Here is a 12,969-nt window from a genome sequence, read left to right as displayed (position 1 = left end):
CAATCAATCAGGCGGTGCCACCCACGGTCAGGCCATCAATGCGCAGGGTCGGCATGCCCACCCCGACAGGCACGCTTTGGCCTTCCTTGCCGCAAGTTCCCACCCCGGAATCCAGCGCCAGATCGTGGCCTATCATGCCGATGCGGCGCATGGCCTCTGGCCCGCTGCCGATCAGCGTGGCCCCCTTGACGGGATAAGTGACCTTGCCTTTCTCGATCAGATAGGCCTCGGAGGCGGAAAAGACAAACTTGCCACTGGTGATATCGACCTGACCACCGCCGAAGTTCACGGCATACAGCCCGCGCTCCACGGACTGGATGATTTCCTGAGGATCAGCCTGGCCCGCCAGCATATAGGTGTTGGTCATACGCGGCATGGGCAAATGAGCATAGGATTCCCGGCGTCCGTTGCCCGTGGGGGCCTGCTTCATCAGACGGGCATTCAGGGAGTCCTGCATATAGCCGCGCAAAATACCGTCTTCGATCAGGACATTGCGCTGGGTGGGGTGACCCTCGTCATCGACATTGAGCGAACCACGGCGATCGGGCAGCGTGCCATCATCGACCACCGTCACACCACGCGAAGCGACCTGTTCGCCGATGCGCCCGGAAAACACGCTGGAGCCCTTGCGATTGAAGTCGCCCTCTAGCCCATGGCCGACAGCTTCGTGCAGCAAAATCCCAGGCCAGCCAGACCCCAACACCACCGTCATCTGACCTGCCGGGGCCGGACGCGCCTGAAGATTGACCCGCGCCTCGTGCACCGCACGATCCACATAGCCGCGCAGAATCTCATCCGTAAAGTATGCCAGCCCAGTACGCCCGCCACCGCCACCGTGACCCATTTCGCGGCGGCCTTTGTGTTCGGCAATGACGGTGACCGACAGACGCACCAGCGGGCGGACATCCGCCACCAGCCGGCCATCGCTGCCCGCTACCATCATCACATCATATTCAGCCGCCAGTCCCGCCATCACCTGGATAATGCTTGGATCAGCGGCACGCGCCATGGCCTCGACACGCTCGAGCAAGGCGACTTTATCGGGGGCGGTCATTGATTCGACCGGATTGATTGCCGAATACAGATGATGTGGCGTCTCCTGCCCGCCATCCACCCGGCGGCGCCCCGCCCCCTGGCGTGCAATGGTACGCACCGCTTGGGCAGACGACATCAAGGCTTCTGGCGACAGAGAATCAGAATAGGCAAAAGCAGTTTTCTCACCGCTGACGGCTCGCACCCCAACCCCCTGATCAATAGAGAAGCTGCCGGTTTTTACAATGCCTTCTTCGAGGCCCCAGCTCTCGGAGCAACTGTATTGGAAATACAAATCGGCATAATCCACCCGGTGGCTATGAATCTCGGACAAAGCCCGCGCCAAATGGGATTCGTCCAGCCCCCAGGGGTCCAGCAGCAAGGTACGGGCAGTATTCAGGGCATCCAGGCCCGGTTCAATCAATTTCATCAGTGATGATCCATCCAACTTATAAAACGCGATGCTTCAAGGCCGGCAAGGCCTGCCGCACAGCATCCAGGCGACCCATATCCAGCACGCCCGACACGACACCAGGGCCTTCCGGCAGGCAATCCAAGACCTCCCCCCAAGGGTCGATCAACATGGAATGCCCCCAGGTACGGCGGCCATTTTCGTGTGTCCCACCCTGGGCACTGGCCAATACATAACACTGGTTCTCGATGGCGCGCGCGCGCAGCAATACCTCCCAGTGTACAGAACCCGTGGTGTATGTAAAAGCGGCGGGCAGCACCATCAGGCGCACATCCCCCTGGGCGCGAAACAGTTCGGGAAAACGCAGGTCGTAGCAGGTGGCCAGCGAAATCCGCCCAAAAGGCAAGGAAAAGACCTGCGGCGGATTATCCCCGGGACGAATCGAAATGGACTCGTCATAGGATTCAGTGTCTTTTTGAAACCCGAACAAATGAATTTTGTCGTAGCGTACTGCCTGCTGTCCATGGGGGTCGAAAACCAGACAAGCATTGTAGATACGATCGGCATCGGGACTATGCAAAGGCAAGGTTCCGCCGACCATCCAAACGCCATGCTGTTTTGCCTGGTCTGCCAGAAAAGACTGAATAGGGCCGGCCCCCGGGGCTTCTGCCAAAGCAAGTTTATCGGGATCTCGACGACCCATAAAACAAAAATATTCAGGCAAGGCAATTAGTTTTGCGCCAGCCTGAGCAGCAAGCTTGATCCAATAGGCGGCCTGCTGAAGATTATCATCGAGCGACAACCCCGATACCATCTGCACTGCCGCCACTGGAAATGCATTGTTCCGCATAATTAAATTATCCTTAACCTGGTGCAGGTCAGCCATTAAATAGTTGATACATAAAAAATCAAAATCAACTTGCATGGCGATGTGAAAATCTGATTAAAATACCAACTTATGGGAAACTGATTAGGGTTCGCACCAGCACCTGTTATCCCGACCATTCACTCTCATCCTCAGGAGCCCCCTCATGGCCCGCAGCAGTTACGTCACACAAAAAACCAAACTCGAAAAAGAAATGGCCAAAATCGAGAAACAGCTACAGTCGCTGCAGGCCAAGCAGCGCAAACCCGTGATTACATCCATCGTGCGCTCCATGCGCGATTATGGCATTACTCCAGAAGAAATCGTCGCCGTCTACGAACGGAAGTCCTCTGTCCGCGGCACGGCCACGGCCCGAAAATCCAATACCGGCGGCGCCAAACGCGTGATTCCGCCTAAATATCGCCACCCTGAAACCAAGGCCGAATGGACTGGCCGTGGCAAGGCCCCGCGCTGGATTTCCGATGCCGAGGCCGCCGGCACCTCGCGCGATACTTTCCTGATCGAAAAAGCCGCTTGATCCGCATTTCAGCGGGATACTAATTCAGGGGATACCGCACTTGGATCTCCTGACCATTGCGCCCCGGAAACTGATCAAACAAGGCGCGGGCTAAATAGGGCATGACTGCACCCTGCTGACCCGTCTGCCCTCTGGTGGTCGCCGATGCCCGGTAAACCTCGCGCCCCTGCTGGTTCTGATCATCCAGCCGCACTGACAGGCGATATTCGGTAAACACCACGGGCACGCTTTGGACCATCTGCCCACTCATCCAGGGATAAGCAAGCCCAAAGCCCCGGCCATACGCGCCAGAATAGAAAAACGGATCAACAGTTTCTTGGCGCCAGCCTTGTTTTTCCTGGCTGACATAATCCATATGCACGATAAATCTGGCCTGAGCCTGCGACTGGGCCTCGACCAGTCCTGCCGACCCCATGGCTGCCCGCACTGTATCGGCATAGGTCTGAAACTGCAGATTATTCTGCTGAGTCGCATCAGGGGCGATCCAGTAATAGGCGCCTACCGTCTGTTCCGGCCATTGCTGATAGCGAGTCAACTGGGCGGAAAACACATTACTGCAGCCCGACAAGACCATGGTCAGGACTATTAGGCCCAGGCTCGTCAGCCAGCGCTTGCATTGATTCGATAGCCCCATGGCGGCCTCGGAAGATTCTCGAGTCTCCATGATAGACAGGGTCCGTTCCAAAAGGACACACATCTAAAAATCGTTACACCTGTATCGAACATGCATCTTCCGATCCGCATTGAAGAACGAATTCAAGGTCGGCTACGCACATCCAAAATCAGCCAGCCGACTACAATGCAGACTTGATATAGGCTTTATGGAAAAATCATGCGCACCGATCTCGTCCAGACGATTTATCGCCAGGATTACACTCCCTTTCCCTACCGCCTGCCGCAAGTCCGGCTGATCTTTGATCTGGACGCCGACACCACCTGCGTGCAATCCGAACTGCACCTCGAGCCCGCAGCCCAGACCCCGCCGGGCACACCGCTGGTCCTGCATGGCGAAGACCTGGAACTCATCCAGGTGTGCATCAACGACCAAGCACTGAGTCCCCAGGACTACCAACTGGATGACAGCACCCTGCGCCTGATCCCGCCAAGCGACGGCCAGCCTTTTGTGGTGCGCATCACCAGCCATTGCCATCCCGCCAAAAACACCAGCCTGATGGGGCTTTATGTCTCGGGCGATAAGCTTTTCACGCAGTGCGAGGCCCAGGGCTTTCGCCGCATCACTTGGTTTCCCGACCGCCCGGACGTCATGTCGCGCTACGAGGTCACCCTGCGAGCCCAGCCGACTGCCTACCCGATCCTGCTGTCCAACGGCAACCTGGTCCAGGAATCCACCCTGCCCGATGGCCGCATTCAGGCCCATTGGCAGGACCCGCACCCCAAGCCCTCCTATTTGTTCGCCCTGGTGGCAGGCGATTTCGATTGCATCGAACGCCACGACACCACCCGCAGCGGGCGTCCCGTGCTGCTGCAGGTCTACAGCGACAAGGGCTGCGCAGAGCAAACCCACTGGGCCCTGGATTGCCTGGCGCGCGCCATGCATTGGGATGAACAACGCTTTGGACTGGAACTGGATCTGGATCGCTTCATGGTGGTGGCGGCACGCGACTTCAATATGGGCGCCATGGAAAACAAGGGGCTGAATGTATTCAATGCCGCATATGTACTGGCCGATCCGGATAGCGCCACTGATGTGGCCTATCGGCGCATCGAAGACGTCATCGGGCACGAATATTTTCACAACTGGACCGGCAATCGCGTCACCTGCCGCGATTGGTTTCAGCTTTCCTTAAAAGAAGGTCTGACCGTCTTTCGCGAGCAAGAGTTCTCGGCCGACATGCAGGCCGACGGCCTGCTGCCGCACGAATCCGCCAGCGCGCGCGCCGTCAAACGCATTGATGACGTGCACGTACTGCGCATGATGCAGTTTCCTGAAGACGCAGGTCCGATGGCCCACCCCATCCGCCCGGACAGCTACCAGGAAATCGGTAATTTTTATACCGCCACCGTCTACGAAAAGGGTGCCGAAGTCATCCGCATGCAGCACACTCTGCTGGGCGAAGCCGGTTTTCGGGCCGGTATGGACGAGTACTTTCGCCGCCACGATGGTCAGGCGGTGACCTGCGACGATTTCATCAACGTCATGGAATCCATCTACACCCGCCAGCACGCCAACCAGGATTTCCAGGCGTTTCGCCAATGGTATTCCCAGGCAGGCACCCCGCGCCTGCAGGTCCAGCAGCACTACGACCCCGCCAATCAACAACTACACCTGACGCTGAAGCAACATTGCGCCCCGGCCGGCCTGGAAACCCGCCAAAACCCGGTCGCCCAGAAGCCCCCGCTGCATCTGCCGGTTGCCATCGGGCTGCTGGATAAGCACGGACAAGCCATGCCGATCACCTGGCAGGGCCAGATCCGGGACACGGTGATTCTGGACCTGCGCGACACAGAACAAACCTGGATACTAGACCATATCCCTGGTGCCCCGGTCTTGTCGCTATTACGTGGCTTCTCGGCTCCCGTCATTATTGACAGCCCTCGCAGCACCGCCGACCTGGCGCTGCTGGCTTGTCACGATCCCGATCCCTTTGCCCGCTGGGACGCCACCCAGGAAATCGCCCTGCGCTATCTGCTCTCTAAAATCCAGGCGCCATCGGACACCACGGATCTGCCCACCATCGACACCCTGATCGGCATTTGGCGCGCAGCCCTGCAAGACCACACGCTGTCAACCGCCTACCGCACTCGCTTGCTGACTCTGCCCGCCCTGCGCGAACTCATTGAACACAGCCGCCCCATGAATCCCCAGGCCGCCGTCACCGCCTGGGATCAGACCCAGCAAGCCCTGGGGGCGGCACTGGCGCCCGTCTGGCGTCAACTGTATGACAGCCTGAAAAACGACGGCAGCCCCTATTCGCCCGACCCAGTGTCCGCCGGACGGCGTGCGCTGCACAATCTGGCCTTGGACTACTTACTGGCCACCACCGAGGCAAATGCCATCGATAGCGCCCGCCAACAGTACGCCCAGGCCTGCAATATGACCGAACGCCTGGGGGCGCTGTCAGCCCTGCTGCAACACGCACCCCAGGCCTGCACCGACCTGCTGGAAGAAGCTCATCAGCGTTGGCAGCACGAGCCCCTGGTCATGGACAGCTGGTTCAGCATCCAGGCCAGCGCGCCCTCCTGCTCGGTGGCGCAGGCCCGCGCCTTGATGGCGCTGCCCGACTTCACGCTGCGCACGCCGAACCGTGCACGGGCGGTGATTTTTCGCTTCTGCATGGATAATCCCGCCAATCTGCATACACCGGAAGGCTATGATTTCTGGGCTGAGCAGGTATTGGTCCTGAACCAGCTGAATCCCGAAATCGCAGCGCGCCTGGCACGGGCCTTTGACAACTGGGCACGCTTCGAGCCCGCCTGCCGGGATGGCATGCAGGCCGCACTGCGGCGGATATTGGCAGCCCCAGACCTGTCACGCAATGTCCGCGAGATCGTCTCCAAAGCACTTGATTCCTGATTCATAGGCCGCGGCAGTGCTCAGGCGGTTCCCGCCCCAGCACTGCCGCAGCCCGCACACTTTCCATCACTCACGGGGAATACCTTGAAATTCAAAACTTTTACCCAGTACCTGGTCGAGCAGCAAAGGCTGCACCAGGCTGTCTCACCCGATGTCCGCTTATTGATCGAGACCGTTTCGCGGGCCTGCAAAGCCATTAGCCACGCCGTCAGCAAAGGCGCCCTGGGTGGTGTGCTAGGCAGTCAGGGCACCGAAAACATCCAGGGTGAGATCCAGAAAAAGCTGGACGTGCTATCCAATGAAATCCTGCTGGAAGCAAACGAATGGGGGGGCAATCTGGCTGCCATGGCCTCCGAGGAAATGCAGACCATACACCGCATCCCCAATCACTACCCCAAGGGCCAGAACCTGCTGCTGTTCGATCCGCTGGATGGCTCATCCAATATTGACGTGAATGTCTCCATCGGCACGATTTTTTCAGTCCTGCAGGCCCCTCCCGAGGCCGCCGGACGCGAGATCACCGAGGCGGACTTCCTGCAGCCGGGCAGCCGCCAAGTCGCTGCGGGCTATGCGATTTATGGCCCGCAGACCATGCTGGTGCTGACGGTAGGGAACGGAGTGATGGGCTTTACCCTGGATCGGGAGATGGGCTCGTGGCTGCTGACCCACGAAAACATCCGCATTCCGGAAAAGGCCACGGAATTCGCCATCAATATGTCGAATAAGCGCCACTGGGAAGCCCCGATTCAACGTTATATCGACGAATGCCAGCAAGGCGAAACCGGCCCGCTGGGCAAGAACTACAACATGCGCTGGATTGCCTCGATGGTGGCTGACGTACATCGCATTCTGACCCGTGGCGGGATTTTCATGTATCCCCGAGATGTACGCACATCCGGGCGCAATGGAAAATTGCGCTTGATGTATGAAGCCAACCCCATGAGTCTTTTAGTGGAACAGGCAGGTGGCAGCGCGGTGGACGGCAGTACGCGCATTCTGGACATTCAGCCCGAGGCCATCCACCAACGCGTCGGGGTGGTGCTGGGGTCCAAAGAAGAAGTGGAGCGCGTACAGCGCTACCACCAATAAACCCAGCCTAATCCAGCGTCAATACGGTAGCCCCTGTCGTCTGACGAGATTTAAGGGCCTCATGGGCCAGTGCGACGTCCGCCAGGGCAAAGCGCTGGCCCACCACAATGCTGATCTTGCCTGCGGTCACGAAATCGAAAAGATCCGCAGCAGCAGCCTGCATGGCCTGCGCCGTGGCCACATGGGACGCAAGCGTCGGCCGGGTAACATACAAAGAGCCTTTGACAGCCAACTGGCCCAGGTTGATGCCCTCGACAGGCCCGGACGCATTGCCGAAGCTGACCATCAGCCCATGCGGCTGCAAACAATCCAGCGAGGTCTCCCAGGTGTCGCGCCCTACGCCATCGTAAACCACCGGGACCTTTTGGCCCTTGGTGAGTTCCTGCACGCGAGCAACCACGTCTTCCCGGCTGTAGTCGATGACTTCCCAGGCACCGTGCTGGCGTGCCAGCGCAGCTTTTTCAGGCGAAGAAGCTGTCCCGATCAGACGCACGCCCAGAGCCCGTGCCCACTGGCAAGCGATCAGCCCAACCCCGCCGGCTGCCGCATGGAACAAAATGGTCTCATTGCCCTGCAGACGATAAGTCTGACGAAACAGATATTGAACCGTCAGGCCCTTGAGCATCAAAGCCGCCGCCTGCTCGAAACCCAGCGCATCCGGAATCGTCACGACGCGATCCGCCGGGACATTGCGCAAGTCGGCGTAGGCACCCAGGGGGCCTTGGCCATAGGCCACCCGGTCACCCACTCGCAGATGGCTCACATCCGCCCCGATCGCCGAGACCACGCCGGCCGCCTCGAAACCCAAGCCGTGCGGCAAGGGATGCGGGTACAGGCCTGTGCGACAATAGATGTCGATAAAGTTAAGCCCGATGGCTTTCTGGCGAATCTGCACCTCATGGGGCGCGGGAGCTGGCACATCAACTTCCACGATTTGCATGACTTCAGGACCACCGTGCTGGTGGACCTGAACGACGCGTGTCTTTTCCACGGCAATTTCCTCCGGCCCGTCATGGGCACTACGATCGATTAGACTAGCATGAATTCCCGCCAGGCCCAGTTCGCCATCCACACCACCGCCGTCCTGTTTGGCTTGACCGGCATCTTCGGCGAACTCATCCAGGCCAGCGCCACCCTGATCACGGCAGGCAGAGCCACGCTGGCCGCCATCGCCCTGTTGCTCTATATCCGCCACACGGGGCATCGCATGTCCATGCCGCGTGGACGCGCCTGGCTGCCCCTGGGCTTGGCCGGGCTCATGTTGGCCATCCACTGGATCAGTTTTTTCGTGGCGGTCAAGATCGGCGGCATCGCAATTGCCACCCTGGGATTTGCCAGCTTTCCCGCCTTCATCACCTTGCTGGAGGGCATGCTTTTCCACGAGCGCACGCGCCTGCCCGAATGGCTGGTCGTGATGCTGATCACCTTCGGCTTGGTCCTGGTGACTCCCCGCTTCGATTTGCAGGATCAGGCCACAACCGGCTTGGTCTGGGCCGTGCTGTCCGGACTGGCGTTTGCCCTATTCACCCTGGCCAACCGCAAGGCCGTGACGCAGCACTCGGCCCATGAGCTGGCCTGTTGGGAAAACCTGATCGTGGCGGCCTTGACCTTGCCCTGGTGCCTGACGGAATTCGCGGACTTGCGCCAGATCGACTGGCTGTGGCTGCTGATGCTGGGGGTGCTGTGCACCGCCCTGTCGCACACGCTGCTGGTCTCCAGCCTCAGCCGCCTGAACGCCCGATCCGCCGGCATCGTCATCGCCCTGGAACCCGTCTATGCCATTGCATTTGCAGCAATTCTATTTGCCCAATATCCCAGCGAAAGAGCGCTCTTGGGCGGGGCCATCATCATCGTCACCATCGTCTGGGCGGGCCTGCGGCGACCATCACCAAGCTGAAAGCGCCGCTAATGGTTAAAATGATGGATTCCCTGTTTTATCCTAGTTGACATATTATGGCCGGACACAGCAAGTGGGCGAACATCCAGCACCGCAAAGGTCGCCAAGACGCGAAACGCGGGAAGCTCTGGACAAAAATCATTCGTGAAATCACCGTGGCAGCACGCGCTGGCGGCCCCGACCCGGATGCCAACCCGGCTCTGCGCCTGGCCTGGGACAAGGCCACCGCTGCCAACATGCCCAAGGACAACATCCTGCGGGCCATCCAGCGGGGCGCCGGTGGCGCCGACGACGCCAACTACGAAGAAATCCGCTACGAAGGCTACGGCATTGGCGGCGCAGCCCTGATCATCGACTGCATGACAGACAACCGCCAGCGCACCGTCTCCGAAGTCCGGCATACCCTCAGCAAACACGGCGGCAACCTCGGCCAGGACGGCTGCGTGGCCTTCATGTTCCAGCACTGCGGACAATTCATCTTCGGCCCCGGCACCTCCGAGGATCAGGTCATGGAAGTCGCCCTGGACAATGGCGCCGACGACGTTCAGTCCGACGACGAAGGCGTCATCGAGGTCACCTGCGAACCCGGCCAGTACCCCGCCCTGAAACTGGCGCTAGATCAGGCCGGACTCAATGCCGAAGTCCACGGCATTGTCATGAAGGCCCTCTCCGAGGTCCAACTACAAGGCGAAGACGCCGAGCGCATGCAAAAAATCATTGATCTGCTCGAAGGCCTGGACGATGTCCAAGAGGTCTACACCACTGCCGTGCTGGACGAGGCCGAATGAAAATCCTGGTAATCGGCTCAGGGGGCCGCGAACACGCCCTGGCCTGGCGGCTGGCCCAATCACCCCGGGTCCAGAAGATCTACGTAGCCCCTGGCAACGGCGGTACCGCCCAGCCGCCTCTGATCGAGAACCTGGCCTTGCAAGACACTCAGGCACTGATCGATTTTGCCCGCCAGGAAAAAATCGCCTACACCGTGGTTGGCCCGGAGGCCCCGCTGGCCGCTGGGATCGTGGATGCGTTCCGGGCAGCCGGACTGCGTATTTTCGGCCCCACCCAGGCAGCCGCCCAGCTAGAAAGCTCCAAGGACTACGCCAAGGCCTTCATGCTGCGCCATGGCTTGCCCACCGCCGCCTACCAGACCTTTACTGACGCAGCCCAGGCAAAATCCTTTATCCAGGCACAAGGCGCACCCATTGTCATCAAGGCCGACGGCCTGGCCGCCGGCAAGGGCGTGGTCGTGGCCCAGACCCTGGATGAGGCGCTGCAGGCCATCGACAACATGCTGGGCGCAGACGGCGCATTCGGTGCCGCTGGCGCCCGGGTCGTCATCGAGGAATTCCTCAGTGGCGAAGAAGCCAGCTTCATCGTCATGTGCGACGGCCAGCACGTGCTGCCCCTGGCCACCAGCCAGGACCACAAGCGTCTGCTGGACGCCGATGCCGGCCCCAATACCGGCGGCATGGGGGCCTATTCCCCCGCGCCCATCATTACCCCGGCCCTGCATAATCGCGTCATGCGCGAAATCATCCAGCCTGCCATCCAAGGGATGGCAAAAGACGGCATCCCCTATACCGGGTTTTTGTATGCCGGCCTGATGATCGGCGATGGCAAGGACGCGACCCGCCCGCTCAGGGTCCTGGAATTTAACTGCCGCATGGGTGATCCCGAGACTCAGCCCATCATGCTGCGCATCAAGAACGATCTCACCGAGGTCTTTGACCACGCCATCGACGGCACGCTGGACCAAGCTGAAATCGATTGGGACCGCCGCACAGCCGTCGGTGTCGTGCTGGCGGCCGCCGGCTACCCCGAAGCCCCCCTGAAGGGCACCCCCATCACCAGCATGGCGCCCGATACGGACACTTGCATCACCTTTCATGCCGGCACTCTGCGTCAGGATAATCAGCTGCTGACCAGCGGCGGGCGGGTACTCTGCGTCACCGCCTTGGCTGACTCCCTGCGCCGCGCCCAACAGGCCGCCTACGATGCGGTCAACCAAACACTATTCGAAGGCCGCCAATACCGCCATGACATCGGTTGGCGTGCCCTGACCCACTCCAAACACGACTAGGTCGCAACCCTCATGCATGTTCCCGTTGAGCAGGTTCACACATACTTTTCTGGGCTGCAAGCCCGCATTGTTGCAGGGCTGGAAGCGCTGGAAGGGGCTGCCTTTGGCAGCGATGCCTGGACCCGCACCGAAGGCGGCGGCGGCCTGACCCGCTATTGCGAGGACGGGGCTGTATTCGAACGCGCCGGCGTACTGTTCAGTCATGTCCAGGGCCATACCTTGCCGCCCTCGGCCAGCGCCCACCGGCCCGACTTGGCCGGACGCAGCTGGGAGGCCATGGGGGTTTCAATGGTCTTGCATCCCCGTAACCCGCACGTCCCCACGACACACATGAACGTCCGGATGTTCGTTGCGCACGGCACCAAAGCAGAACAAGATGTGTTCTGGTTCGGTGGCGGACTGGACCTGACCCCCTATTATTTGGTTGAAGCTGACGCCCGGCATTTTCACCAGGTCTGCCACGACGCAGTCAGCCCCTATGGCGACGACAAATACCCGCAATACAAAGCCTGGTGCGATGACTACTTCAAGCTCAAGCACCGCCAGGAAACCCGCGGCGTGGGCGGGCTGTTCTTCGATGATCTGAATGTGCCGGATTTTGACACCAGCTTTGCCCTGACCCAATCCGTTGGCGACTGCTTCCTGGCGGCCTACGTCCCCATCGTCCAGGCACGCCAGAACACGGCTTATGGCGAACGCGAGCGCGCATTCCAGGCCTATCGCCGGGGACGCTATGTCGAATTCAACCTGGTCTATGACCGTGGCACCCTGTTTGGCCTGCAGTCAGGCGGGCGCACCGAGTCCATCCTGTTATCCATGCCGCCCATGGCCCAATGGCGCTATAGCTGGACCCCGGAACCAGGTTCTCCAGAAGCTGCCCTGTCGGCCTATCTCACCCCGCGCACATGGCTGTAAAGCCTCAGGTGGGCCTGCTGGGGGGCAGTTTCGATCCCGTCCATACGGCCCATATTGGCCTGGCGCTGGCAGCAATCCAGGCACTATCCCTGGAACAAGTTCAGTTACTGCCTGCCGGACTGCCTTGGCAAAAAGGCCAATTAGGCGCCTCGGCCAATGACCGTCTCGCCATGCTGCGCCTGGCCAGCAGCCCCTACCCCCAGTTGCATATCAACCCCATCGAGCTCCAGCGCAGTGGCGCTACTTATACAATCGACACCCTGACGGCGCTGCCTGACAGCGCCCAATACACCTGGATCATGGGTGCCGATCAGTTGGCGAACTTCTGCAACTGGCACCGCTGGCGCGATATTATCCAGTATGTGCGCCTGGCCGTGGCTCAACGGCCAGGCACAACATTAACCATCCCGCCTTCTTTGGAACAACTCCTGCCCGACGAAGGCCTGGTCCGCATCCCATTCCCTCCTCAGGATATTGCGGCATCCACCATCCGCCTGGCTCTGGCCCAAGGCCAGACCCATATTCCAGAGCTCGATCCCCTGGTGCTGGACTATATCCACACCCATCAGCTCTATCAACAGCCCTCTATTCCAGGCGCCTAAGCCC

The 12,969-nt window shown here is 60.1% G+C and carries 12 protein-coding genes; 8 read left to right on the top strand and 4 right to left on the bottom strand.

Going from position 1 to position 12,969, the window contains the following annotated elements; translation table 11 throughout:
• Positions 1-7: 7 nt before the first annotated feature.
• Positions 8-1,462 carry a metalloprotease TldD gene (gene tldD, locus VDP81_RS13755; RefSeq protein WP_322995330.1) on the bottom strand — a complete coding sequence of 485 codons (1,455 nt, stop codon included), beginning with the start codon at positions 1,460-1,462 and terminating at the stop codon, positions 8-10.
• Positions 1,463-1,481: 19 nt separating this feature from the next.
• Positions 1,482-2,294 (bottom strand): carbon-nitrogen hydrolase family protein, encoded by an 813-nt coding sequence (locus VDP81_RS13750; RefSeq protein ID WP_323012617.1) that lies wholly within the window; start codon positions 2,292-2,294, stop codon positions 1,482-1,484.
• Positions 2,295-2,475: 181 nt separating this feature from the next.
• Between VDP81_RS13750 and VDP81_RS13745 the strand changes: the two genes are divergently transcribed.
• Complete coding sequence (locus VDP81_RS13745) at positions 2,476-2,847, top strand: H-NS histone family protein (protein WP_322995331.1); 372 nt, start codon at positions 2,476-2,478, stop codon at positions 2,845-2,847.
• A gap of 19 nt (positions 2,848-2,866) precedes the next feature.
• Here the strand turns inward: VDP81_RS13745 and VDP81_RS13740 are convergent, their stop codons facing one another.
• A complete protein-coding gene (locus VDP81_RS13740; protein WP_322995332.1) occupies positions 2,867-3,511 on the bottom strand; it encodes a DUF4136 domain-containing protein in 645 nt (214 codons plus the stop codon).
• A 168-nt stretch (positions 3,512-3,679) separates the two neighbouring features.
• Here VDP81_RS13740 and pepN point away from each other — a divergent pair, with 168 nt between their 5' ends.
• A complete protein-coding gene (pepN, locus tag VDP81_RS13735) occupies positions 3,680-6,382 on the top strand; it encodes an aminopeptidase N (protein WP_322995333.1) in 2,703 nt (900 codons plus the stop codon).
• A gap of 84 nt (positions 6,383-6,466) precedes the next feature.
• Entirely contained in the window at positions 6,467-7,471 is a 1,005-nt protein-coding gene (locus tag VDP81_RS13730) for a class 1 fructose-bisphosphatase (RefSeq protein ID WP_323012616.1), read from the top strand.
• 7 nt (positions 7,472-7,478) lie between these two features.
• Here VDP81_RS13730 and VDP81_RS13725 read toward each other — a convergent pair whose 3' ends face one another.
• The gene (locus VDP81_RS13725) at positions 7,479-8,468 is read right to left on the bottom strand and encodes a quinone oxidoreductase (protein ID WP_323012764.1); all 990 of its coding nucleotides are present in this window, start codon (positions 8,466-8,468) and stop codon (positions 7,479-7,481) included.
• 42 nt (positions 8,469-8,510) lie between these two features.
• Here VDP81_RS13725 and VDP81_RS13720 point away from each other — a divergent pair, with 42 nt between their 5' ends.
• From VDP81_RS13720 to nadD, 5 genes are read left to right on the top strand one after another with little or no spacing between them, the layout of a single operon-like run.
• Positions 8,511-9,368 carry a DMT family transporter gene (locus VDP81_RS13720; protein ID WP_322995335.1) on the top strand — a complete coding sequence of 286 codons (858 nt, stop codon included), beginning with the start codon at positions 8,511-8,513 and terminating at the stop codon, positions 9,366-9,368.
• A 56-nt stretch (positions 9,369-9,424) separates the two neighbouring features.
• Positions 9,425-10,156, top strand: coding sequence for a YebC/PmpR family DNA-binding transcriptional regulator (locus VDP81_RS13715; protein WP_322995336.1), 732 nt, complete (start codon positions 9,425-9,427; stop codon positions 10,154-10,156).
• On the top strand, positions 10,153-11,448 hold the full coding sequence (gene purD / locus VDP81_RS13710; protein ID WP_322995337.1) for a phosphoribosylamine--glycine ligase: 1,296 nt from the start codon (positions 10,153-10,155) through the stop codon (positions 11,446-11,448). Before VDP81_RS13715 ends, purD begins: the two co-directional genes overlap by 4 nt.
• 12 nt (positions 11,449-11,460) lie before the next feature.
• The gene (hemF, locus tag VDP81_RS13705) at positions 11,461-12,363 is read left to right on the top strand and encodes an oxygen-dependent coproporphyrinogen oxidase (protein ID WP_323012615.1); all 903 of its coding nucleotides are present in this window, start codon (positions 11,461-11,463) and stop codon (positions 12,361-12,363) included.
• The gene (gene nadD, locus VDP81_RS13700; RefSeq protein WP_322995339.1) at positions 12,354-12,965 is read left to right on the top strand and encodes a nicotinate (nicotinamide) nucleotide adenylyltransferase; all 612 of its coding nucleotides are present in this window, start codon (positions 12,354-12,356) and stop codon (positions 12,963-12,965) included. Before hemF ends, nadD begins: the two co-directional genes overlap by 10 nt.
• The last annotated feature ends 4 nt before the right edge of the window (positions 12,966-12,969 follow it).

The organism is Castellaniella sp., assembly GCF_034675845.1.
GTDB lineage: Bacteria > Pseudomonadota > Gammaproteobacteria > Burkholderiales > Burkholderiaceae_B > Castellaniella.
Note: the sequence above shows the minus strand (reverse complement) of the source record. Positions and strands in the feature narration are given on the sequence as shown.